Here is a 22709-nt window from a genome sequence, read left to right on the forward strand (position 1 = left end):
AATCGAATTACATTAAATTGTTCTGCATTTTTAATGATTTGACCAGTTCGGCTATCGTAGTATTCAGCAATATTCTGCTTTGGTTTCAATATACGATAGGCAACTTGCTCAGGTGTCAGTTGTATGGTTTGTAATGCTGAAAACTGTTGAATGTTTTGCAGCTGTAATACTTGATTTGCAGGTATTGCAGTATGTAAATCAAGTTGCTGAGATGGTGGCATTCGTTTTACAGGCTGAGGTTGTGTTGCACTCATAATAGGATGCAACACACCAGTTAAAGCCCACAATAAAACTAAAATGCCGAGAACTGTTCCAAAACTACGGTGCAGAGACAATAGCTTCTTAAGTTGCTTGGCATTCATATTTTATTTCCCGAAATGATAGCTTAAACCGACTAAGTACGTTCGAGGCGCAGCTGGGGTATAGTTGACTTGGTTATTACTAAACGAAGTGCTTTCCGCATAATGAACATCCGTTGCATTTAGAATTTGTCCATAAACTTCATATGCAGCTTTACGGTAATTCGCACGTAAATTTAGAATGGTGTGTCCATCATATTTTTCGGTATTAGCATCGTTAATCCAGTATGAACCGACATAAACACCTTCGGCCGAAAGTAATAGTTCAGGCGTAGGTTTGATTTGATATTCAACTGTACCAAATGTTTTTGGTGCGCTTGGCATGGTATTGCCGCTGTAATCTAAAACACTAGATGGCTGAAACTCTTTGTATTCATGTTTTGACCAACTACCAGAAAGTTTCAGGCGTTGATCATACAAGTCGCTAATTTTCCATGTCCCACCAATTTCAACACCTTGGTGCAGCGTTTTACCCGCATTACGTGGTTCGCGTGTATTATCAGGTTTGGTATAGCTAATGACTTCATCTTTGCCATTTAAGCGATATAAAGTGATTTCTCCATCAAGACGATCATCAAAAAGCTTAAAGCGCAAACCCGCATCAATATTGTTAAATGTTGCCTCTTTTAGATCAGGTGTAACGAGGTTTGCACCATATAAGCTACTCACTTCTGGAGGAACAAAGCCCTGTGACCAGTTGCTATAAAGGTCCATATCAGGGGTTATATTCCACACAAAACCTAATTGAGGACTGGCTTTGTGAAAGTTACGTTTTTCATCAGGCGCACCAGTGACTTTAGAGGGTGTTAATTTATTATCATAGTCATAACTGATCCAGTCATAACGTGCGCCAGCAACTAATTTTAGATTTTCTACTGCCTGCCAATTTATCTGACTGTAAAGAGCTTGGTTGTTGACATCGACATTAAAATCGCGAAGTAATTGGCGTTGTTTATAACCTGTGTAAACTAAGGTGTTTGGATCACGGAACACTTCTATATCGCTGGTTTTGGCTTGATTCGGTGAGTGATCAGCCATCGCACCAACGATCAACTTTACTTGGTCGAAGTTCATCGAGTGCTGTAAATTCAAACCATAAGATTGAAATGCATTATAAGTTGTTTGACCGCTATAAGTGCCAGTTGGCTTACCATTTTTGATATCTGTGCGGATGCTATAGCTAGGGTTTTGATCAGTCGTATTATCACGATAATACAAGGTCGCTTGGCTTTGTTGTTGGTCACTCCAGCTATGGCTGAGTTGCGAGGAAATACGAGTTGCATCAACTTCACGATAGGTAAATGTTTGATAGCTATAACCCGGACGTTTGTTATAGTCATCTGTATTTAAACTACCTGTCATATCCGCTTTGAGATGGTTATAACTGACAATATTTTTCAGTTGTGTTGCATCTGAAATATGCCAATCATGCCTTAAAGTCACACTTTGTTTATTACTTTCGGCGTGATCTTGCCAGCTATTACCACGATCACTCGCGTATGCGGAAATCCTTAAGCCATGCTCACCATATGCGCTATCAAAGGTATTGGATGCACCTGCATCTAAACGGCGGTATCCCTCAGAACTGGCACTTAAACCTATATTTGCTGTGGGCGTTAAACTTGGTGCTTTAGTTAAAAAGTTAATCGTTCCACCAATCGCATTGCTACCGTATAAGCTACTCGCTGGGCCACGTAGGATTTCTATATTATCGATCCCAGCCAAATTGACTTCGTATAACGCATTGTGGTTAAACACGCCCACAGGACGTATAGATAAGCCATCTTCTAAATATTGATAAACCGCAGCAGTAGTAATCGGTTGGCGAATGGACATCATGTGTTGTTCATTACCCAGATCATTCATACGGACACCAGGCGCTTGGTTGAGCACTTGTCCAATGAATGTTGCATGTTTATCTTCGATATCTTGAGCGTTAATTTTACTGATTGCAGCAGGTGTATTGTTGAGTGATTCACCTTCGCGGTTTGCTGTGATCACAATTGTGGCTAATGTTTGCGGTTGTTCAGAAGGTGTAGCTTCAGCAAAAATGACTGAGCTATAGCTCGCAGAAAGGCAAGCAGCGGTTAATACTGACAAACGGAATTGAGTAGTCATGTTGAACTCTATAAAAGCAATAAACAGGTCTGTACCACAGTGGTTTACTGGGCACGATGTAAAAATGCGGTTTATAAAGTAAGTGGTGGGGCTTGTTTTAAGGGAAGTGTGTAGAAGATACGGGGTATATGTAAATCTTCCGTCCATGTATAGCAAAGGCAGCGTACACGGCTAAACCACGCCAAAAGAAAGATAAGTACAAAAGCAAGTAACGGTATGATCACAGCAGCATCTAAACCATGAGAACATAAAGGACAATGTTTCATGATTTGACTTGCAAGCGCAAAAACAGCCTGTGCATGTTCACTAAGATGTGAATGCTCAGCATGCTGCATATGCTGTTCGTGTTGCATATGATGCATCGTGTGATGATGAATTGAATGTGTTTTGGAAGCCATCAAGCTATTTTGTATATCTGTGACTTGGCAATGGCTTGGCATTGCATAGAGCGCAGGTACGACACCTATATGCACCATTGTGGGCAAGAAGATATGCCAGAGTAAACAAAGCAAAGTTACCGCGCCTAGGGAGGCACGCCACTTTAGCAAGTGTTGACGGAAACTGGATTGCATATCAGCAAAGCGTCGTAGTAGAAATGTGGCAGCAGTATAATTAAAAAAATATTACAGTTCAAAACAAATCCCATATTTAAGGAATATAGATATATGCAAGATTACCGTATAAATTTTCCAGATTTTTTCGATGATGAAGAATGGATAATAGAATCTAAAGGGTGGATCATTTTAGTATTCACGTATAAAAATGAAAATTATGAATTAAGTTTCTATGACCCTGTTCGTTTAATGCAAACAATAAATGATGATTTAAATTCGAGCCAATATTTTTTACAAGAAAATTTAATAGTCATTCCAAACGTAAATAAGAGAAACATTGAGAATGTCATTCAAGATTTAGTAAGCCATCCTCAACTAATAGAAAATTTAAAAGTAAAAACAGGCTCATGAGAGCCTGCTTTACATCTATTTAAAGATTAACGATTTGGCAAAATATTTTTTAATGCTTCATGCATTTCGAGTAATGCTTTTTCTGTCGTATCCCAATCAATACAGCCATCAGTTACTGACTTACCGTATTCTAGATCACATAGGTTTTCAGGAATATCCTGACGACCACCTTTAAGGTGACTCTCAACCATGATCCCAACGATTGATTTGTTACCATCAAGAATTTGTTCAGTGATGTTTTTCAAAACTAAAGGTTGTAAGTACGGATCTTTGTTTGAGTTGGCATGGCTAGTATCAATCATGATCTTGTTGCTAACTTTAGCTTTTGCCAAAGCTGCTTCAGCATCGGCAACAGAAGTTGCATCATAGTTTGGCTTACCATTACCACCACGTAATACGACGTGAGCGTAAGGGTTGCCTTTAGTATTAATAATTGCAACTTGACCATTTTCATTTAGGCCCAAAAAGCTATGACCATGTTTAACAGATTGCATTGCATTGGTTGCAACTGTTAAGCCACCATCTGTACCATTTTTGAAACCAACAGGAGATGATAGACCTGACGACATTTCACGGTGAGTTTGGCTTTCTGTAGTACGCGCACCAATCGCAGACCATGAAATCAAGTCTTGATAGTATTGTGGTGAGTTTGGATCAAGTGCTTCAGTTGCACATGGCAAACCTTTTTCATTTAAATCAATCAATAATCCACGACCGATATGTAAGCCTTTTTCAATATTGAAAGAGTCATTCATGTCAGGGTCATTGATTAAACCTTTCCAGCCGACGGTGGTACGTGGTTTCTCAAAATAAACACGCATTACAAGGTAAAGCGTATCTTTAACTTTTTCGCTCAATTCTTTCAAACGATCAGCATATTCATGCGCAGCTTTAGGATCATGGATTGAACAAGGGCCAATCACGACGAAAAGACGCTTGTCATTGCCGTCTAAAATATTACGTACAGTTGCACGTCCTTGTAATACAGTTTGAGAAGCAGCTTCAGATAAAGGAAGATCAGCTTTCAATTCCGCTGGAGTAATCAAAGTCTGAATGCTTTTAATATTAACGTCGTCGATATCTGGCTGAGAAACTGGATTTGACTGTAGAGTATTCATTGCTGTCACAAATTTAATCTAAAAGAAGAGGTTATTTTGTCTACGAATATAGCACGAAATGTCGACTGATTAACTAGCGAATCGCATAATTTGTGCAGAAACAATCGACATTTATTGGCTTAAACCGTTGTTGTTGAATGGCTTGTTTGTTGAATTACAACAGCCTGATGAGTTTCAACTGGCTTTGGTTTTGCTTTAATCGGGTTCACCATAAAGTTAACACCTAAGGCAAATAGGGTAATACCAAGAATCTTACGGATCAAGCGTTCTGGCATACGAGAGCTGATGAGTGTACCAACGACAATCGCAGGTATGGAACCAACCAGTAGCCACATCAATAATGTAAAGTCCACATTACCTGATGACATATGACTTAAACCAGCAACAGCTGTCAATAAAACCGCATGTACTACATCAGAACCAATGATACGAATCATTGGTAGATTTGGAAACATGATCACTAATGCCATGATACCGAAAGCGCCAGCCCCAACAGACGATAGTGTTACAAAGATGCCGAGCACGATGCCCATGATCAGAATATACAAGCGTTTATGTTGTAACGCATGTTGTTCACTTTCCATATTCGCTTGTTCACGATTACGGAAACGGTCAAAAAACTTTTCAATCTGAGTGCGGAAGACAATGGAAATACCAGTCAAAGTCAGCATAAAGCCCAATACTGTAGTTAAGACTGCTTTATAGTGAGTTGATTGACTTAGATAGTGTTCAAGAACCCAAGACGTTGCAAATGAAGCTGGGATACTACCTAAAGCTAGCCAAAGAACAATTGGCCAAACAATATTGAGCTTTTTGGCATGTACCACCGATCCACAGAATTTAGAGATAGATGCATAAAGTAAATCTGTACCGATAGCGATGTGTGGTTCAATCTTAAAAAGGCTAATTAAAATGGGAGTCATTAATGAACCACCGCCAACACCTGTAATACCTACACAGAAGCCAACGAGGACACCAGCCATAATAAATTCAATAGGACCAAACATCGACAATATGCCTAATTATGCAAAAACCAGCATATCTTATGCCTTTTTTAGATAACTCGTTGTGATGAATAGTGATTTACTTATGCAAAAAAAAGCTAAAGAAATTCTAAACACATTAATTCTTCAGTTTCTTCTGCGGTTTTGACATCACCTTATTTATGCGAAGAACCATAAGAAAAGTAACAGGTGTCGCTAGAATCCACCAACTAACAAATCCAATAGAACGGCCATACGTAAGCGCAAGCAAGCTACCAGCAACTAAGAAACAGATAAATGCACATCCTCTAAACTGCTTTTTAAAACGAATTAATCTCTGTTGTTGTTTGAGAGATGCTTGGCTAATCTGTTTTGCACTACATTTATAAAGCACAAACATACCGAATAAGATAAGTAAAAAGCTGAGTACGATCATGCTCTTGCCTCAGTCTGTGCCAATTTCGTTTTGATTTTTTGTGCTGATTTATGTTGGATCGGATGGATATTTCTATAAACAAATAAAGCAAATCCAGCAGATAAAATAAAGAATAAATCTACTCTTAAAAAAGCCCAATAACTTTGAAAATTAGTAACAAGTTGATGATTGAGCAGATAAATTAAATCATAAATTGGTAAGGCAATCGCGACTATGCCTAAAATAGCAACTTGAGATTGCCATAAATATTGTTTCTTGGTGAAAAGCGCAATGATTAAACTTAGCGTCCATACAACAAAGAAACTGTATATCTCATAATTTGGTGTAGTTTCAGTGATTTGTACAAACCGATTAGTAAACATATAAGTGAGCATGGCAATTGGCAGGCCTATAAACGTCGCGATATTTAAACGATCAACCAAATAATGCCCTAAGTTGAATTGATTAGATTTATTTTGGATTTGACGTTTTAAGCTCCAAAGTAATAAGCCAGATGCAATCATCAAACATCCTAAAATCCCTGAGCAGAAGAAAGCTAGACGCAGTAAAGGCTGAGCAAAAGTTGCCATATGCAAACCATATACACCCGCATTTAAAGTCGCTACAGCACTGTTATTTTTAGTATTTCCTAAGATATTACCTGTCGCATCAAAAGTAATTTGGGGTTGATTTAAGGTGATTGAGCGATCCTCTAATTGTTTAAAACTGATCGTCGCTTGATCCGTATTTGGATTTTTCACTTCTATTGTTGCAAGTGCTTGATCGCCCAATTGTTGTTTTACCTTTTCCAGGAGCGTTTGAATTGGCAGCATTTCAGTTTTGATTGGATCAGCATTATGATTATTATTCACACTGATTGTTCTAATTTCAGTGAAATATTGAAAAGGATTATCTGGATATAATTTTTTCATTCCGAATGGTAAGTAGAGATAAAAGAAAATCGCTAACCCAGTGAAAGTGATCGTCAGGAAAAAGGGCAGTGCTAGTACAGATGAGACATTATGAAAGTCGAGCCATGAGCGCTGTGATTTGAAAGTTCGTAATGTAAAGAAATCGGTGATAATTTTTTTGTGCGTTATGATTCCTGAAATAAGTGCAATTAACATAATAAATGCAGTAAGACTGGTAATTAAACGCCCAATTAATACGGGCATACCATAAAGCTGAAAATGAAAATTATAGAAGAAATCACCACCTTGAGTATTTGATAACTTTAATTCTTTACCTGTGTTGGCATTTAATGTTTTGCTTTCGTACCCTCCAGTTGCTTTTTCCCAGTACATTTTATTCACTGGATTTTCTTGATTGGCAAGACTGACATACCAAGATTTAGCATCTGCTGCATTTTTATTTAGATATTCAACCGCCGTTTTAACCGCGACATCCTGATTTATTCGATATTGTGCGAGCTGAGGTTGCATCCAAAGGTTGATGTGATGACGATAGTAAGCGCTTGTTCCCATCAAAAAAATGGCAAATAACAGCCATCCAAAAATTAAACCTGTCCATGTGTGTAACCAAGCCATAGACTGTCGAATGCCTTTGTTTTGCATGGTTAATTTACACCTACTGATAGACCAAATAAGCAGCTTACGAGTATCAAACTGATCAATGTGCTTTTCCATAAGGAGTTGATACAGAAGCTAATAATGATGAATGCTACATAGAACAGAATAGACAGGAATGCAGCAAGATAAATCGCCTCTGCTTTAGCTAAAATTTTTGCGAATAGAGTAGTTAGGCTTGAACATAAATACATCGTGCAAAGATAACCAAGCACAAATGTAAAAGCGAAACGGTAAAACACACTGATTCGATAGATGATGCTAATTGAGGTTGATTTAGCCATAACATGTCTTAGGGGAATAATAGAAATAAATCACATATGAAAATGATTCTTGTTAATATTAATATCTAAATAAAACTCAAGCAATTACTCAGCTATCGTAAATATAGATATTATTTTTAATTTTGAAAGTTAAATTAGATAGTGGAGCATTTTCACCAATCAAGAACAAATTGATTCCTGTGCTATGATTCGATGTAAAATCATTTTGTTAGAATTACTCAGTATCTAAATGGGGCGTTGGTCTTGGTAAAGCAAAAACTAAAAATTGGAATCGTCGTGGGTGAAGTTTCTGGGGATACTCTAGGTGTTAAACTCATGCGAAGTTTTCGCGAGCAAGGGATCGAGGCCGAGTTTGAGGGAATTGGTGGCCCTCAAATGATTGCAGAAGGCTTTCATAGCTATTATCCGATGGAAATTCTATCGGTTATGGGAATAGTAGAAGTTCTCAAAGATTTAAAACCCAGCTTTGCGGTGAGAGATGGGCTGGTCGAACGATGGACTGAACATCCAGTTGATATTTTTATTGGTATTGATGCGCCTGATTTTAACTTACGTCTGTCTAAGACCATCAAAGAAAAGAATTTGCCAATTAAAACAGTGCAATATGTGAGCCCTTCAGTTTGGGCTTGGCGACAAGGCCGTGTTCATGGCATTAAGAAGACGATTGACCTCGTATTATGTTTATTCCCATTTGAAAAAACATTTTATGAAAATCATGGCGTGCCAGCGGCATTTGTTGGTCATCCATTAGCAAAACAATTACCACTCAAGAATCCAAATATTGAGGCTAAACAACAATTAGGATTGCCTGTTCATAAAACACATGTTGCATTATTACCAGGCAGTCGTAGAGGTGAGATCGAGCGATTATTGCCCTTATTGGCCGGTACTGCTGAAATCTTACATCGAAAATATCCTGATCTTGAGTTTCTGATTCCTGCGATTAATGATGCAAGAAAAGAGCAAATTGAGCAGGGTATTCAAAGCTTAGACATCACGGTAAAAGACAAAATTCATGTATTAGAAAATACCGATTCAGAGTCAAAAGTGGGTCGTATGGTCATGAATGCAAGTGATATTGTGGCGCTTGCCTCTGGTACGGCGACTTTGGAGGCAATGTTGCTGCATCGTCCGATGGTGACATTCTATAAACTGAACTGGTTAACTTATATTATTGCGAAGTTCTTAGTGAAGATTCCGTACTACTCTTTACCGAATATCATTGCGGGTAAAAAAGTCATCGAGGAGTTGATCCAAGCGGATGCTACGCCACAACATTTGGCGACAGAAATAGAAAAGTTGATGGATCATGAAACAGCACATATTCAAATGATGCAGCATTTGAGTATGCATAAACAACTGATCTCAGGGAATACTGAAGATCCAGTACATGCCATTTTGAATTGTTTATCATCGTAATAGAAAAAGGTGGCACTTGAGCCACCTTTTTTGTTTAAGCACGCAGGATTAGTTCATAACCTGTGTATTTACGGATATTGATGACACCTATATCCAGTAATAAGTATTGACCTTTAATCCCTTGCAGAACACCTCGGATTTTAGGCGTTTTATCCAAGTTGAGGGATTTAATCTTTTCAGGATATTGTTCTACTGGATAAATGAACTCTCGCGGAGTTTCATTTTCGAGAAACTCAAGACCTTCGTTGAACTCAAGGTTCTGACTAAATTCATCTCGAATACTTTGAATTTTTGGAGCAAACTCTTCAATAATTTGATCACGTTGTTCAACGAGGTTTAAGGGTTCAGCTTCGCCTTTAAGTAATTTACGCCAATCTGTTTTATCGGCAATTTGCGTACCAAACATAGTTTCTAAATGACCAGATAAACGACGTGAGCCAACTTTTAAGATCGGTAATGCTTGCGTAGCGCCTTGATCTAACCAACGAGTTGGCATATTTACGATACGGGTAATACCGATTTTTAAAGCGCTTGAATTGGCTAAATAAACAATATGAGGCTGGAAACACACATCATGTGCGAACTGATCTTCGCGGCAAGTTCCTAAGTGATAATGGCAAGTTTCAGGCTTCATGATACATAGGTCACATTCAGCCTTTGTCTTAAAGCATTTAAAACAATGTCCTTGTGAATAGGACTTCGGTGTCTTTGCACCACAAGAGGTACAATAAATATTACCTGTCCATTCGATCTCAATTTCTTGACCTAACACAAAAGGTAGGTCAGTTTCTGAGCGATCTAATATAAATTTATATTCAACATTTGCCTTGCTTGTTGATTGATCAGTTACACTATGCGTTTTGAGCGCTGCATGCATTTTATGACAAATGCCTTGTAGTTCCATTAATAAACTCTCATCTTTTTCAATCAAGGGTTGCAGTTATGGCTGAACAGAATGTCATCACTTCTATGCTAGACGATTTATCTCAAGAACAGCCCATTCATACTGCACTTTGTATAGGTCAGCAGATCGACCAGAATGCTTCAATTCAATGGCATCATTTTAACGTAACTGACTTTTTAAGTCTGCCATTTACGCAGCGTTATGATTTAGGTTTTGTATTATTTGATACAGATGAAATGCAAACTATCAATGAGGTACAAAAAGCACAGTTACTGGTGAAATTGCGTGATTTGATGGCAAAGCGAATTGTTGTTGTCAGTAAATTAAGCGATGAAAAGCTACTTCGTTCACTTGGGTTTACGCAGTTAATTGATAAAACTGCACATGACAGTGATTTTGCACTGTGGCAATTCAATATTCTGACCTATAAGCATGTACCTGACTGGTTTAACTCTAAGTTTTGGGCAAACCCTGAAAACTGGGATAAATTCCGCTGGTAGGTGATTAAACGCTTTTAAACTCATCAAGGGAAAAGTTGCATCAGCGCGTTGCAAGTTCTTGCAAAATTTAACAATTTAACTTTGTTATGCCCGTATAAAGCAGCGTATTCTTTTTGGATAAATAATTCCAATAGGAACATATGGGTCATGACAGATTTAACAAATATTGTTGAAATTTTAGCAAAGCAAGCTTTAGGCGGTCAGCAATCTAATCAGGGTGGTGGTTTAGGTGGAATTTTAGGTTCTGTACTCGGTCAAATGGGTGGTCAGCAAAATACTCAAAATCAACAAGGTGGATTAGGCGGGATACTTGGCTCTGTGTTGGGGCAATTAGGTGGTGGAAGTTCTTCTACACAAACTAATGCAACAAGTGGAAATACGGCTCAAACATTATTAATTGCTGTTTTACCTTTGGTTCTTGCTTGGATTCAAAAGCAAGGTGGTCTGCAAGGTGCGCTAGATAAACTGAAAAATGCAGGCTTAGCCAATCAAGTGCAAAGTTGGGTAGATCCACAGCAACAGAATGCACAGGATGTTCCAACACAAAATATTCAAAGCCTATTTGACGATCAAGATGTTGAGCAAGTTGCTCAACAAGCACAAGCCCCTAAGCAAGCAATTTATGGTGCAATTGCTTCAGTTCTTCCACAAGTCATTGATTCTTTGACGCCTCAAGGTAGTAATACCAGCCAACAAGAAGCAAATAATGATATTCAAAATGTTTTGAATATGGTGAGTGGCTTCTTAAAATAATTTATAACTTCTGGATTTAGTTGTTTTTAAAAATAGAAATGAAAATAAAAGGGCATTTGCCCTTTTATTTTTTGGTTTTAGCCTATAACTTCAAATTAGAAGTTATATTCCATACCTAAACCGATAACAGTTTTAGTATCGTTTTTAACTAACCAATCACGTTTTTGTTGACCAACAACGCCGTAGAAACGTGCTTGTTTGTTGATTTGGTAGTCAGCACCAACACCATACATATCTTGTTTACGATCATCACGACCATTTGATTCAGTTGTAGCAGAGATATATTCAGCTTTTAACTTGATTGGTGTAGATGGGATCTTATAAGCAGCAGTTACGCCGTAAGCATCTTCTTGTAAACCTTTATAAGAAGTTACAGTCGTACCATCTGTAGTTGATACTGTATCGTCAGTTGGTTGAGCTGTTTGCCATAAAGCACCGAATACTAAACCATCAACACCAGCTGGAGTTAAGTCCAAAGAACCTGTTACACGTACTGCATCAGTATAGATACCAGATAGGCTGTAAGCATTGTATTTAGAAGCTACACCAAAGTTTCCAGCGACTGCAGCAGCTAAACCGAAGTCTTTATTTTCGTATGTAAGAGAGGTTGAAACACCGTCACCGAAACCATCACGGCTGCCTTCTTTACCTTTAGATGCGCTATCAGCAGCAGAAGATTCTTCACCTTGTTGGAACATGATGTTGAAAGCTAAGCCACCTAATAGTTTTTTATCAGTCTCAAAACCAATAACGTTGTTTAAACGATCTTCACCAACTAGAACAGCTGTCATATCAAGTTCGTTGTGATCGTTGAAGATATCTTGATTGTTACCTGCAGCAGTTTTGAAGTATGAATCAAAACGACCAACTTTTAATGTTGCAATACCATCAGATTTAATACCGATGTAACGGTTACGCATACCAAGATCAGTACCGTCACCATCAGTATTTACTTGCCATTCAGCTAAGTAAACAGCTGATAATTTGTCAGTTAATTTTTCTTCGCCCTTAACACCAATACGTGAATTATTTGAATTTACTTTTGTTACGCTTTCATCTTTAAAGCCGTTGTTGTCAATATTGTCCAAAGTCACACTGAGCTTACCATACAATGTTGGTGCTGCTTGCGCTGCATTCATGGCTAAAGTTGCTACAGTAGCAGCAAGAAGCAATTTTTTCATTGAGATTTCTCCAAAACACTTTTTTGTAAATGGCATATGCCTTAGTTACTGTTATAAGCTTGCTTATGTACAAAAAGTTACACAGCTCACTGACTTGTATGCAGTATCGGCAAACTTTGTTACAACGAAGTGAAGGAAAAATGACAGTTTTATTACGATTTATATTTGGTAATAATTTGATTAATTATTGATTTATTTACCATTAAATAAAAAGCGAGGTAAGAACCTCGCATTATATCAGTGAAATATTACAGTGCTGCTTTAATCTTTTCTGCTAACACTTTAATCTTTTCTTGATCACCCATTTGTGCCGCATGTCGGCCCAATTCATGTACTGAACTTGGAATCAGATGGAAATGTACATGTGGAACTGTTTGACCTGCTGCTGTTCCAGAGAGTTGCATAAGAACAATACCTTTTGCATCAAGACCTGTCTCAATCGCTTTCGCAATCTTTTGAACGATCTGAATGGTATAGGCTGCTGCATCGGCAGGTAAGTCCAGTAAGCTAATCGCAGGAGTTTTTGGAATAACTAAAGCATGACCATCTGCTTGTGGCATGATATCCATAAATGCAAGCACCTGATCATCTTCATAAATTTTGATTGCAGGTAATTCACCACGAAGGATTCTTGCGAAAATATTTTGATCATCGTAGGCCATGATTAGTCCTTTAATAGGGTATAAAACAATTTAGCTTTTCATTTAGAGATTAATTAAATGAAAAGCTAAGAGAAAAGATTATTTGCAGTTAAGTTCTTTCTGACGTTCTTTAATTTGATCAAGACGCTGTTGTTCTTTGTCAGAAAATTTTGGCTTTGTTGTATGGCAGTTTTCATTGCCATATTTAGCTTTAGCGTCTGCGTCTTTGAAACAGAATCCTTTAGAAGCGTAGATTAAGTTGTAATCATCTTGCAACTTTTTACATTCTTGTTCTGGTGTAGCTGCTTGAAGATTAAATCCTGTGAGGGTAATTAATCCAGCACAAACTGCAACCGTAAACTTATTCATGAGGTGTTCCTCTAATCAAAAAGGTATAAACCAAAGCTTTATGACAGTATTTTCATATGGCGCTTGGTCGCTACGTATATACCAATATAAGGTTTCTTAATGAAATTTCAATGAAACTCTATAGTCAGTATGTAATTTTAGTACGGAATTTCCTCTTGAATTAAATTAGAAACGTAGTGTTTTTAATATCTTAAGTGATATCTCCTGATATTACGGTATATTGATTTATTCGCAGTGAGTCACTTCTACCATCCTCGTTGTAGGTGTTTGAACAGGTACTTTTCTTGGAATAAGATCAAATTGATGTATAGCAAAAGGGCCGTAAGGTCCCATTCTCACATGTGAACAAGGTACTTGAGTGGGGATTATCTGGTAGGTAGTAACGACAACGGTTTTAGGTACTAATTTTTTGGAGCAACGCGGTGAGGCATCATGTCTTACAATTGTTCCTGTAGCACATGAATATATGTTTTGTGCTCGCTCAACTCCAGAAGGATAACCATTTGCTATAAAATGACCGTCAGCTAAATTTTTTAAAGTTTGGAATTGTAGGTCGGTAAATTGTCCATATCTGCTTAATTGTTTTGCTGCCCAGCAGTCAGCCTCTAGTTCTTGTTTGCGTGTTCCTCCATGATAGCGCTCCATTTCTCCTAATCTTGAGGTATGTCCTAACTTATGATGTGCGCATTCATGTGCAAGTGTAAAAATTCGAGAACTTGTTAGATTAGCTAATGCTGTAGGATCAATGTGAATAATTGGTCGGCCATAGCTGTCTTTTTCAGCTGTGGCAATTTGTGGGTTTTGCCCCGTAAAGATTGGTAAGCCACAAAAACTATCATATCCAATAAATACATATTGCTTTGCATACAAATTTTGAAATGCAAAAGGCATTAAAATTAGAGTGAAAAGAAGCAAAAGATTTACTTTCTTCATAATATTGATCTAGCTAATTGTTTTCATTGTAATTAATTCTACTAGCTTATTAGATATTCAATAAGGTTGATTATCGGAAAGTTTGAGTAAGTAGGAAAATGAAGATCAATAAAATGTGTTTTAAAATTTTGTATTAAGCGTAATGAATATGAACTAAAAGCGTGTGCAATATTCTGTTTGAGTATTGCACTTGTGCTAATTAAAAGTTTATCTAAATCAGAATAATCTAAAGCACATGCAGCTTTATTTAAGCGTAATTTTGCTCCACGATTCATACATTTTGACAGCTGAAGAGAAGTCACTATTTGGCTCTGAAGTTAGATTGGCAGCTTGAATTAAACTTTGTGTTAGAGAAAGAATCGGGGCAGGAAGCTTAGCATCATGCACCAAATCTAAAGCAATACCTGTATCTTTAGCCAATAATGGTAGGGCAAAGGTTACTGGAAATTCACGGCTGAGTACGCGTTGTGGAAAAATGGTTTCCGTGACCATACTTTTACCACTAGACGCATTTATACAATTCAATGCCGCATCAAGGTTAACGCCGTGTGCTTTTAATGTGCTAAAGCCTTCTGCAACAGACCATAAGTTAACTGCAAGCAGCATATTATTGATCGCTTTAACTGCAAATCCAGCACCAGACTCGCCAACATGCTGAATGAGTTTACCAACAGCCGCCATCGCCGGATAAGCACGTTCAAATGCTTGTACATCGCCACCGACCATGACAGTGAGTGTTGCATTCTCTGCACCAATGGTTTGACCACTCACAGGCGCATCTAAGAAGTCCACACCTTGAGATTTTAGCTTTTCTGTCAAGCGTCGAGCGGAGTCAGGTACGCCGCTTGTACAGTCAATCCAAATCGAACCAGCTTTCAATTGCACTGTATCGATTAATGCTTCAACATCATCACTTGTTGGTAAGCATGAAAAAATGATGTCAGCCTGTACTGCTCGTGCAAGTTCGACAGCAGTTGTTCCATATTCTGTTGCATGTTGTTCTGCTTTACTAAAGTTTCGATTCCAAACAAAAACCTTTTCGAAATACTTTGGTAAATGAGCTGCCATGCGATAGCCCATAGCGCCTAAACCGATAAATGCAACAGATTGAGTCATAGTTTACCTTTTTATTGGAGTTGATCGTTCTGCTAACCAGTCAGTCAGTGTTGGCCAGAACTCGATTGAACTTTTTTGACTAGACATTAAACCTAAGTGTCCGCCAGGTATAAGAGTAAACGTGACATCTCGGCTACTTGTCAACTGAGTTAATGGAAATGCAGCATTTGCTGTAACCATTTGATCACCTTTACCTGCACCCACAAATAAAGAACAATCAATATTTTTTAGCACAATGGTTTTATTCTTTAAGGTGATCGCGCCGTTTTTCAACGGGTTCTGCATCCAGACATTAAATAGCATGTCTTGATTAATACCCCCAGGATAATCAATCATATTGTTTAAGAAATGACTGAGTGTTGCGTCTTCTTGTACTAATTTTAAATTATCTAAGTTCTTTAAAAGTTGAATGTTGCCATCCAGCCATCCCTTAGGGTCTAGTAATTTAAATCCTAATGAGTTTAAGAAACCCGGGGAATGAATCATCAACTTTGGCAAACGATTATAAATATAATCTTTAACAGTTGGATTGCGAGAGGTAACGTAGGCAAGCGTTTTGTATAGTTTGCCAATATAGCCAGACGCATAGCTATCAATCGGGCTGCCCAGAACAATCAGGTTTTTAACAGCATTTGGTTGATGACGAGCCGTATATAAAGTCACAAAGATGCCTGCCATACTCCAGCCGTGTAGAGATATTTTTTGTGATTTCGAATGTTGTTGAATGGCTTCTATACAGCGTGGAATAAATTTATCAATAAAAGACAGAAAGTTAATTTGATAATTCTTGTAAGTCAATTTGCCCCAATCAATAAGATAAACGTCATAACCACTTTCTTGGAAGTGTTTAACTAGAGAACGATACGGATATAAGTCGTAGATATCCATATTGATTGCAAGCGGAGCTACGAAAACTAAAGGCTCTTTATAGCGTTTATTCTCAGAAGCATAAAAACGAACACGAGTTTGTTTAAACTGAGCAATCACTTGGTATGGTGTTGATTGTGACAATACGAGTTTGTCCGATTCAAAAACACGCATCGCGAGATGTTTAAAATTTATTTTTTGCTGTTCCACAAGCGATTTCATCTTTAATAGTCTCATCATGAGTCAAGATTGCACGAAGTCTAAGCGATAATTATATCTTATGCCTTGACCTTAAATACCTTAGGCGCTCAAAATGTTGGCATATTCGACTACGATGATCATAAGGCATACAAAACGATGAATCCAAGCGATGATTTAGAATATCAGCTAGATACTCTTGCAATTCGTACGGGACATGACCGTACTTTTGAGGGTGAGCATAGTGAACCAATTTTTTTAACATCATCTTTTGTTTGTGAAAGTGCTGCTGATGCTGCTGCTAAGTTTTCTGGACAAGTTGCTGGTAATACTTACTCTCGCTATACCAACCCTACAGTTCAGGCTTTTGAAAAGCGCCTAGCGGTATTGGATGGGGCGGAACGTGCGGTTGCAACCAGTTCTGGTATGGCGGCTGTGCATGCAATGTGCATGGCTTACTTAAAAGCTGGCGATCATGTGATCTGTTCTCGTGCTGTGTTTGGTTCAATCATCGCTTTATTTGAAAAATACGTTGCTAAGTTTGCTGTAGAAGTCACTTTCGTTGATTTAGATGATCTTGATGGCTGGAAAAATGCGATCCGCCCAAATACGCGCATTCTTTTTATTGAAACACCATCAAATCCTTTGGCTCAAGTAGGTGATATGCAAGCGATTGCGGATATTGCTCACGCACATGGCGCTTTATTTGCTGTAGATAACTGTTTCTGTACGCCTGCTTTACAGCAACCGATTAAATTTGGTGCTGACTTGGTATTGTACTCTGCGACTAAATATATTGATGGTCAAGGTCGTGCCTTAGGTGGTGCCGTTGTTGGTAAACATGATTTAAATGAAGAAGTGAATGGCGTTATCCGTACTTTGGGTAATTCAATGAGCCCATTCAATGCTTGGATTTTCTTGAAAGGCTTAGAAACTCTCAGCCTACGTATGAAAGCGCATTGTGAAAGTGCTCAAAAGCTTGCAGAATGGCTTGCTCAGCATGAAAAAGTTGAGAAAGTATATTACGCTGGCTTACCAAACCATCCGGGACATGAACTTGCTAAAAAACAGCAGAAAGGTTTCGGTGGTGTTGTATCCTTCGTGGTAAAGAATGCGCGTGAAGGTGCTTGGACAGTGATTGATAATACTCGCTTCTTGTCAATTACAAGTAATTTGGGTGATGTGAAGTCAACGATTACTCATCCAGCAACAACCTCGCATGGTAGAATGTCCGCAGAAGCTAAACAGGCAGCAGGAATCGAAGAAGGATTGATTCGTGTGTCTGTTGGTTTAGAAGATATTAATGATATTATTCGCGACTTATCACGCGGTCTAGATTTAGTTTAACGAGAGAGACTTATGAATATTAATATGCTCATGCAGCAAGCTCAGCGCATGCAAAAAGATATGGAATCAAACCTTAAAAAAGCCAAAGAAGAGCTTGCGAATACAGAAGTTCATGCTGAAGCTGGCGGTGGTTTGGTTAAAGTCACCATGACTTGCCGTAATGTCGTTAAGCGTATTGAAATTAGCCCAGACTTATTACAAGACGAAGCGGACATGATTGAAGATTTAATTGCAGCGGCGATGAATGATGCTGCACGTCAAGCTGAAGCAATTTCTGAAGAGAAGTTACAAGGTGCAAATTCTGGTATGGGCTTACCACCGGGTTTATCTGGTTTATTCTAATTCATCATTTTTTAATTTTTAAATCCCCCTAAATCCCTCTTGAATCAAGAGGGATTTACAACTGCGGGGAGAATTTACCGAGTAATCTAATTGTGTTTAGTGAACGATTTGAACAATTAGTTCAAGCATTACGTATTTTACCGAGTGTTGGCCCAAAATCAGCACAGCGTATGGCTTTGCATTTACTGATGAAAAATCGTGAAGGTGCTTTTGCTTTGTCACATGCTTTGCATGAAGCATCGAGTCATATCCATGAGTGCCGTATTTGTCATTCTCTAACTGAGAATGAGATTTGTGATATCTGTGCTTCTGTTGAGCGTGATGAACAATTACTTTGTGTGGTTGAATCTCCAGCAGATGTTATGGCAATCGAGCAAAGTGGTAGTTTTCGTGGAAAATATCATGTGTTAGGTGGGCATTTATCACCTTTAGATGGTATTGGTCCTGAAGAAATTGGTATTCCATATTTAATTCAGCGTCTAAGCGAAGGAACGATTGAAGAAGTCATTCTTGCAACAAATGCGACTGTTGAAGGTCAAGCGACTGCACATTATTTGGTTGAAGCAACTAAGCATTTACCGATTCATATGACTCGAATTGCACAAGGTGTACCACAAGGTGGTGAATTGGAATATGTGGACAGCCATACCTTGAGTCAGGCTGTTCATAACCGCATGCGTATGAAATAATACTTTTATCGGATATTTTATTTATTTACATTAAATTCATGCTGTTAATTTAAACAAATAATTAAATTTTACATTTTGTCTTACATTATCGTAGATATATTTACTTTAAAATATGGCACTATTGGCGAGCGAAAAGGACTTTCGCTTTTGTTAAATGGATTTAGGAGTACTTTTATGTTTTGCATGTGGAATACTGATTAAATTTTTTTTGCATTTGATCTTGTGTTGAGCAATAACTGCAATTCTACAGTTTTATTGCGAGTAGTTCTTTTATTTTTTACTTGAGCAAATATGTTTCAGTTTATCCAGCAGCAAAAAGATTTAGCTGTTCTCCTCACTCAGATGGAACAATGTTCCACATATGCACTTGATACCGAGTTTATTAAGGTTGATACCCTTTACCCAAAATTAGGGGTATGTCAGATTAATTTGAATGGTCAGGTTGTATTGTTAGATGGAACATCTTTAGACCTCGAGCATTTCTGGCAGAAATTATTTGCTGCTCAACAAAATATTTTCCATGCATGTGGCGAAGATATTGATTTGATTTATCATTATGCAGATCAAAAGCCGCTCAAAAATGTATTTGATACTCAAGTTGCCATGGCATTTCTTGGGCATGGTTTGCAGGTAAGCTATCAGAATGCACTTAAAACATATTTAAATATAGATATTGAAAAAGATCAAACGCGTTCAGATTGGCTTGCTCGCCCATTGAGCCAAGAGCAAATGAGTTATGCCGCGAATGATGTTTTATATTTGGTAAAACTTGCTGATGCCGTTAAAAATGATCTGCAAACAAAAGGTTTGTATCAGTATGTGTTGGAAGATTGCCAAAATTTAACTAAAGATATCGCAATGGAAACGCCACTTCCTGAGCTGTATACAGATATTGGAAATTACCGTCACTCTCGCCGTGAGTTAATGCAGTTACAACAACTGAGTATCTGGCGTGAACAAATTACCAAAGCATTAAATCAACCACGTAGTTTTATTCTTAGAAATTCAACTATGATTGATTTGGTTGAAAAGAACCCTCGCAATAACTTCCAACTTGCTCAAGTGAAAGATATTCGCCCGAATGTTGTGCGTGAGCATGGTAAAATGATTCTAGATCTACTCAAGTTTTTACCCCCTGAAGCTGAGTGGCCATTAAGAATAGCGCGTCCAGTGAAAAGCAATTCAAAAGAAATTGCTCCTAAAATTGATGCATTGATAGAGCAGATAGTTGCTCAAACATATATTCCTAAAGAAGTATTGCTACGCAAGAAGTGGTTGAATGCAATTTATGAACACGTTGTGTTTCATTTAGATGAGCAAGACCTACCACCTTATTTACTGGGTTGGCGATACGATATTTTAACCAAACCAATGATCGAATTACTTCAGCAAGACATTGATTATCTAGCGATGCAAATGAAGGTTTCTAGGTAGTATAAAAAAGAGCTAATTAACTAGCTCTTTTTTTTGCTTTAATAATCAGCATCATTGGGCGTCTTAGTTCATCTTGCCAACCCATTCGCTCAACCATTTCTTTTGGTGGTGTTGGTTCAATGAGTGCAGTGATCTCAAATCCCGCTTTTAATAATCCTGTAATATGTGTCTCAATAGTTCTGTGATATTTCACGACATCAGCACCGAGGAAGTGAGTATTTCGCTGACCTTCTTCGAAGTAATGATCTACTGGCCAATGTAAAGCGGCGCTTTCTGCATCATAGAACCAATCTTGTTGAGCACGTGCTGTAAATATAGGATGCTCAACCGAGTAGTAAAACTCTCCTAACGGCTTCAATAGATCGGCAGCTTTTTGAAATACCGCATCGATATCTTGAATATAATGAAGTGCTAATGAGCTGATAATCGTATCAAATGATGCTGTATCTGCTTGGAATGTTTCAATTGCTGTCTGCTGGTAGGTGACACGATCTGATGTAGTGATTCGTTTAGCTTTTTCTAGCATCTTTGCAGAGAGATCTATACCAATCACGGATAACGCACCTTGTTCTGCTGCATATTGACAATGCCAACCGTAACCACAGCCTAAATCAAGCACACGCTTATCTTTCAAATCAGGCATATGTGTTTGAAATGCGCTCCATTCGCCAGCCGCTTTTAAACCGTCTACAGAACGGGGCATTTTTGCATATTCAGTGAAGAAGTTTGGATCGTCGTATTTATTTTGCTGCATATCAGAGATTCAAATTAAAATCGCTTGATAATTATCACATTTGTCATAAAAGAGCGTTGTATGCTTTTGTTTTCACTTTATAGGCTACGTTTTCTCTATAGAGGAGAAAAAGGCGACTAAAGCGTTAACAATCCTTAATGTATCCATTTTTATTTTGATGTATGCTGTCTTTGATTGTTAATAGATGTGAGTAAACATGCACTGCGATATTTATAGATCGAGCAAAAAAGATGAAATGTATATGTATATTGCTCGTCCAAACTATCCTGATGACAAAGAACAGGAAAACCCATTTGAAATTATTCCTGAGACTGTCTTAACCGCATTTGGTAAAGCGACTTTTGTCATGCATTTGGAACTCCACACAGAACGTAAGCTTGCTCGTGTAAATGTCCTACATGTTTTGGACTCTTTACAAACGAAAGGCTTTTTCATTCAAATGCCGCCTGAAGGGTTGATTAATCCAAATGCGGTAGAACCAGAGGGTCTGCGTGGTGCTTGAGACATTAACAGCAATATGGTCGCATATTCTTTCGGTACTGGATCAGTTTCCTGAAGAAAACGTTGCGATCATTGTTTATGTGACAGGAACACTCATCGCATTGTGGTGCTGGTATCGTTTGATGACACGTCTTCCAAATCCTATTGGTGGGGTTTTATGGATTATTGTGTTTGCGATTTTAGTTACCCCAACGGTTTCTGAAGGTCCAAATTCAGAGTTGGCTCCTGCGATTTTTGGTTTGCTGTTTGGCGTGTTAACCAAAGAACAGTCACTTATTTGGGCAAATGCATCATTGATTCTATTTGTAATCGGTGTTGGATTGCTCATTGGTTTCTGTTGGTCAAAATACACGATCAATAAAACTGCAAGTACAGTTTAGATACAAAGTTAAATATAGAAAAATAAGGTTTTTAAATGTCTGCTGATACACAACACTTCACTGGTACAGATCAATATATTGCTACCGATAGCCTAAAACTCGCAGTTAAGGCTGCGCGCGCTTTACAGAAACCGCTCTTGGTCAAAGGTGAGCCGGGCACAGGTAAAACTTTGCTTGCTGAGCAAGTTGCGACAAGTCTTGGTTTAAAGCTCATTACTTGGCATATCAAGTCAACGACTAAGGCGCAGCAAGGGTTATATGAGTACGATGCTGTTTCACGCTTACGTGATAGTCAGTTAGGTGATGATCGTGTCTACGACATTAAAAACTATATTAAACCGGGTAAATTGTGGGAAGCATTTACCAGTGAAGAGCGTTGCGTATTGTTGATTGATGAAATCGACAAAGCTGATATTGAGTTCCCAAATGACTTACTGCATGAACTCGACAAAATGTCATTTTATGTTTACGAGACAGGTGAAACAATTACAGCGACACAGCGCCCAATTGTGATCATCACATCGAATAATGAAAAAGAACTTCCAGATGCATT

General features: G+C 38.1%; 26 protein-coding genes and 1 pseudogene. 11 read left to right on the plus strand and 16 right to left on the minus strand.

The window, feature by feature from the left end; translation table 11 throughout:
* The 3 genes and pseudogenes from B4237_RS13640 to B4237_RS13650 form a co-directional block, all read right to left on the minus strand.
* Positions 1-362, minus strand: a pseudogene (locus B4237_RS13640) (hypothetical protein); the annotation flags it as partial.
* A gap of 3 nt (positions 363-365) precedes the next feature.
* Complete coding sequence (locus tag B4237_RS13645; protein ID WP_278595244.1) at positions 366-2477, minus strand: TonB-dependent receptor; 2112 nt, start codon at positions 2475-2477, stop codon at positions 366-368.
* A gap of 71 nt (positions 2478-2548) precedes the next feature.
* Positions 2549-3049 (minus strand): hypothetical protein, encoded by a 501-nt coding sequence (locus B4237_RS13650; protein ID WP_278595243.1) that lies wholly within the window; start codon positions 3047-3049, stop codon positions 2549-2551.
* Between the two features lie 93 nt (positions 3050-3142).
* Here B4237_RS13650 and B4237_RS13655 point away from each other — a divergent pair, with 93 nt between their 5' ends.
* Entirely contained in the window at positions 3143-3442 is a 300-nt protein-coding gene (locus tag B4237_RS13655) for a hypothetical protein (protein ID WP_278595242.1), read from the plus strand.
* Between the two features lie 26 nt (positions 3443-3468).
* Here the strand turns inward: B4237_RS13655 and B4237_RS13660 are convergent, their stop codons facing one another.
* The 5 genes from B4237_RS13660 to B4237_RS13680 all read right to left on the minus strand — a co-directional run bounded on the left by B4237_RS13660 (position 3469) and on the right by B4237_RS13680 (position 7828).
* Positions 3469-4560 carry a 3-deoxy-7-phosphoheptulonate synthase gene (locus B4237_RS13660; RefSeq protein ID WP_061391827.1) on the minus strand — a complete coding sequence of 364 codons (1092 nt, stop codon included), beginning with the start codon at positions 4558-4560 and terminating at the stop codon, positions 3469-3471.
* Between the two features lie 119 nt (positions 4561-4679).
* Positions 4680-5567: a sulfite exporter TauE/SafE family protein gene (locus B4237_RS13665; protein WP_004879426.1), complete on the minus strand. Its 888-nt coding sequence runs from the start codon at positions 5565-5567 to the stop codon at positions 4680-4682.
* Between the two features lie 115 nt (positions 5568-5682).
* The gene (locus tag B4237_RS13670) at positions 5683-5979 is read right to left on the minus strand and encodes a DUF1634 domain-containing protein (protein WP_278595241.1); all 297 of its coding nucleotides are present in this window, start codon (positions 5977-5979) and stop codon (positions 5683-5685) included.
* Positions 5976-7532 carry a PepSY-associated TM helix domain-containing protein gene (locus B4237_RS13675; RefSeq protein ID WP_286943569.1) on the minus strand — a complete coding sequence of 519 codons (1557 nt, stop codon included), beginning with the start codon at positions 7530-7532 and terminating at the stop codon, positions 5976-5978. The genes B4237_RS13670 and B4237_RS13675 overlap by 4 nt, the downstream gene beginning before the upstream one ends.
* A gap of 2 nt (positions 7533-7534) precedes the next feature.
* Entirely contained in the window at positions 7535-7828 is a 294-nt protein-coding gene (locus B4237_RS13680; RefSeq protein WP_278595239.1) for a hypothetical protein, read from the minus strand.
* A 243-nt stretch (positions 7829-8071) separates the two neighbouring features.
* Here B4237_RS13680 and lpxB point away from each other — a divergent pair, with 243 nt between their 5' ends.
* A complete protein-coding gene (gene lpxB / locus B4237_RS13685) occupies positions 8072-9247 on the plus strand; it encodes a lipid-A-disaccharide synthase (RefSeq protein WP_286943570.1) in 1176 nt (391 codons plus the stop codon).
* 34 nt (positions 9248-9281) lie between these two features.
* On the opposite strand, the gene B4237_RS13690 is transcribed toward lpxB, so the two are convergent.
* A complete protein-coding gene (locus B4237_RS13690) occupies positions 9282-10151 on the minus strand; it encodes a DUF2797 domain-containing protein (protein WP_004879431.1) in 870 nt (289 codons plus the stop codon).
* Between the two features lie 38 nt (positions 10152-10189).
* Between B4237_RS13690 and B4237_RS13695 the strand changes: the two genes are divergently transcribed.
* Together B4237_RS13695 and B4237_RS13700 are read left to right on the plus strand one after the other, a co-directional pair.
* Positions 10190-10651 (plus strand): DUF6231 family protein, encoded by a 462-nt coding sequence (locus B4237_RS13695; RefSeq protein WP_061517475.1) that lies wholly within the window; start codon positions 10190-10192, stop codon positions 10649-10651.
* A gap of 147 nt (positions 10652-10798) precedes the next feature.
* On the plus strand, positions 10799-11404 hold the full coding sequence (locus tag B4237_RS13700) for a YidB family protein (protein ID WP_019384419.1): 606 nt from the start codon (positions 10799-10801) through the stop codon (positions 11402-11404).
* A gap of 95 nt (positions 11405-11499) precedes the next feature.
* Here B4237_RS13700 and B4237_RS13705 read toward each other — a convergent pair whose 3' ends face one another.
* The 6 genes from B4237_RS13705 to B4237_RS13730 form a co-directional block, all read right to left on the minus strand.
* Complete coding sequence (locus B4237_RS13705) at positions 11500-12585, minus strand: porin (protein ID WP_278595238.1); 1086 nt, start codon at positions 12583-12585, stop codon at positions 11500-11502.
* A gap of 248 nt (positions 12586-12833) precedes the next feature.
* Positions 12834-13247 carry an HIT family protein gene (locus B4237_RS13710; protein ID WP_004879437.1) on the minus strand — a complete coding sequence of 138 codons (414 nt, stop codon included), beginning with the start codon at positions 13245-13247 and terminating at the stop codon, positions 12834-12836.
* A gap of 78 nt (positions 13248-13325) precedes the next feature.
* Positions 13326-13595, minus strand: coding sequence for a YARHG domain-containing protein (locus B4237_RS13715; RefSeq protein WP_004879438.1), 270 nt, complete (start codon positions 13593-13595; stop codon positions 13326-13328).
* Between the two features lie 225 nt (positions 13596-13820).
* Positions 13821-14528, minus strand: a complete 708-nt coding sequence (locus tag B4237_RS13720; RefSeq protein WP_278595237.1) for a hypothetical protein — start codon at positions 14526-14528, stop codon at positions 13821-13823.
* 243 nt (positions 14529-14771) lie between these two features.
* On the minus strand, positions 14772-15644 hold the full coding sequence (locus B4237_RS13725) for an NAD(P)-dependent oxidoreductase (protein ID WP_004879441.1): 873 nt from the start codon (positions 15642-15644) through the stop codon (positions 14772-14774).
* A 3-nt stretch (positions 15645-15647) separates the two neighbouring features.
* Complete coding sequence (locus tag B4237_RS13730) at positions 15648-16733, minus strand: alpha/beta fold hydrolase (protein ID WP_278595236.1); 1086 nt, start codon at positions 16731-16733, stop codon at positions 15648-15650.
* Positions 16734-16868: 135 nt separating this feature from the next.
* Between B4237_RS13730 and B4237_RS13735 the strand changes: the two genes are divergently transcribed.
* The 4 genes from B4237_RS13735 to B4237_RS13750 all read left to right on the plus strand — a co-directional run bounded on the left by B4237_RS13735 (position 16869) and on the right by B4237_RS13750 (position 20521).
* Positions 16869-18056, plus strand: coding sequence for an O-succinylhomoserine sulfhydrylase (locus tag B4237_RS13735; RefSeq protein WP_286943573.1), 1188 nt, complete (start codon positions 16869-16871; stop codon positions 18054-18056).
* 12 nt (positions 18057-18068) lie between these two features.
* Positions 18069-18398 carry a YbaB/EbfC family nucleoid-associated protein gene (locus tag B4237_RS13740; RefSeq protein WP_004662103.1) on the plus strand — a complete coding sequence of 110 codons (330 nt, stop codon included), beginning with the start codon at positions 18069-18071 and terminating at the stop codon, positions 18396-18398.
* Positions 18399-18490: 92 nt separating this feature from the next.
* Positions 18491-19087 (plus strand): recombination mediator RecR, encoded by a 597-nt coding sequence (gene recR / locus B4237_RS13745; RefSeq protein WP_004879447.1) that lies wholly within the window; start codon positions 18491-18493, stop codon positions 19085-19087.
* Between the two features lie 291 nt (positions 19088-19378).
* On the plus strand, positions 19379-20521 hold the full coding sequence (locus tag B4237_RS13750; protein WP_278595235.1) for a ribonuclease D: 1143 nt from the start codon (positions 19379-19381) through the stop codon (positions 20519-20521).
* A 16-nt stretch (positions 20522-20537) separates the two neighbouring features.
* Here the strand turns inward: B4237_RS13750 and B4237_RS13755 are convergent, their stop codons facing one another.
* Positions 20538-21275, minus strand: coding sequence for a class I SAM-dependent methyltransferase (locus B4237_RS13755; protein WP_278595234.1), 738 nt, complete (start codon positions 21273-21275; stop codon positions 20538-20540).
* A 196-nt stretch (positions 21276-21471) separates the two neighbouring features.
* On the opposite strand from B4237_RS13755, the gene B4237_RS13760 reads away from it, so the two are divergent.
* The 3 genes from B4237_RS13760 to B4237_RS13770 all read left to right on the plus strand — a co-directional run.
* On the plus strand, positions 21472-21777 hold the full coding sequence (locus tag B4237_RS13760; protein ID WP_004879455.1) for a YcgL domain-containing protein: 306 nt from the start codon (positions 21472-21474) through the stop codon (positions 21775-21777).
* On the plus strand, positions 21770-22156 hold the full coding sequence (locus B4237_RS13765; RefSeq protein ID WP_007483283.1) for a hypothetical protein: 387 nt from the start codon (positions 21770-21772) through the stop codon (positions 22154-22156). The genes B4237_RS13760 and B4237_RS13765 overlap by 8 nt, the downstream gene beginning before the upstream one ends.
* Before the next feature lie 35 nt (positions 22157-22191).
* A partial coding sequence (locus B4237_RS13770; protein WP_286943575.1) for an AAA family ATPase occupies positions 22192-22709 on the plus strand: 518 nt, incomplete at its 3' end.

Origin of the sequence: Acinetobacter sp. UBA6526 (assembly GCF_002434875.1) — a bacterium.
Taxonomy (GTDB): Bacteria; Pseudomonadota; Gammaproteobacteria; order Pseudomonadales; family Moraxellaceae; genus Acinetobacter; species Acinetobacter venetianus.

Bases quoted from the DNA above. Each gene is read 5' to 3' on its own strand.
- B4237_RS13660 (WP_061391827.1), bottom strand. From the start codon at position 4,560: ATGAATACTCTACAGTCAAATCCAGTTTCTCAGCCAGATATCGACGAC.
- B4237_RS13740 (WP_004662103.1), top strand. From the start codon at position 18,069: ATGAATATTAATATGCTCATGCAGCAAGCTCAGCGCATGCAAAAAGAT.
- B4237_RS13675 (WP_286943569.1), bottom strand. From the start codon at position 7,532: ATGCAAAACAAAGGCATTCGACAGTCTATGGCTTGGTTACACACATGG.
- B4237_RS13650 (WP_278595243.1), bottom strand. From the start codon at position 3,049: ATGCAATCCAGTTTCCGTCAACACTTGCTAAAGTGGCGTGCCTCCCTA.
- B4237_RS13645 (WP_278595244.1), bottom strand. From the start codon at position 2,477: ATGACTACTCAATTCCGTTTGTCAGTATTAACCGCTGCTTGCCTTTCT.
- B4237_RS13710 (WP_004879437.1), bottom strand. From the start codon at position 13,247: ATGGCCTACGATGATCAAAATATTTTCGCAAGAATCCTTCGTGGTGAA.
- B4237_RS13655 (WP_278595242.1), top strand. From the start codon at position 3,143: ATGCAAGATTACCGTATAAATTTTCCAGATTTTTTCGATGATGAAGAA.
- B4237_RS13755 (WP_278595234.1), bottom strand. From the start codon at position 21,275: ATGCAGCAAAATAAATACGACGATCCAAACTTCTTCACTGAATATGCA.
- B4237_RS13690 (WP_004879431.1), bottom strand. From the start codon at position 10,151: ATGGAACTACAAGGCATTTGTCATAAAATGCATGCAGCGCTCAAAACG.
- B4237_RS13735 (WP_286943573.1), top strand. From the start codon at position 16,869: ATGAATCCAAGCGATGATTTAGAATATCAGCTAGATACTCTTGCAATT.
- B4237_RS13760 (WP_004879455.1), top strand. From the start codon at position 21,472: ATGCACTGCGATATTTATAGATCGAGCAAAAAAGATGAAATGTATATG.
- B4237_RS13715 (WP_004879438.1), bottom strand. From the start codon at position 13,595: ATGAATAAGTTTACGGTTGCAGTTTGTGCTGGATTAATTACCCTCACA.
- B4237_RS13750 (WP_278595235.1), top strand. From the start codon at position 19,379: ATGTTTCAGTTTATCCAGCAGCAAAAAGATTTAGCTGTTCTCCTCACT.
- B4237_RS13680 (WP_278595239.1), bottom strand. From the start codon at position 7,828: ATGGCTAAATCAACCTCAATTAGCATCATCTATCGAATCAGTGTGTTT.
- B4237_RS13700 (WP_019384419.1), top strand. From the start codon at position 10,799: ATGACAGATTTAACAAATATTGTTGAAATTTTAGCAAAGCAAGCTTTA.
- B4237_RS13665 (WP_004879426.1), bottom strand. From the start codon at position 5,567: ATGTTTGGTCCTATTGAATTTATTATGGCTGGTGTCCTCGTTGGCTTC.
- B4237_RS13730 (WP_278595236.1), bottom strand. From the start codon at position 16,733: ATGAAATCGCTTGTGGAACAGCAAAAAATAAATTTTAAACATCTCGCG.
- B4237_RS13705 (WP_278595238.1), bottom strand. From the start codon at position 12,585: ATGAAAAAATTGCTTCTTGCTGCTACTGTAGCAACTTTAGCCATGAAT.
- B4237_RS13720 (WP_278595237.1), bottom strand. From the start codon at position 14,528: ATGAAGAAAGTAAATCTTTTGCTTCTTTTCACTCTAATTTTAATGCCT.
- B4237_RS13695 (WP_061517475.1), top strand. From the start codon at position 10,190: ATGGCTGAACAGAATGTCATCACTTCTATGCTAGACGATTTATCTCAA.
- B4237_RS13670 (WP_278595241.1), bottom strand. From the start codon at position 5,979: ATGATCGTACTCAGCTTTTTACTTATCTTATTCGGTATGTTTGTGCTT.
- B4237_RS13725 (WP_004879441.1), bottom strand. From the start codon at position 15,644: ATGACTCAATCTGTTGCATTTATCGGTTTAGGCGCTATGGGCTATCGC.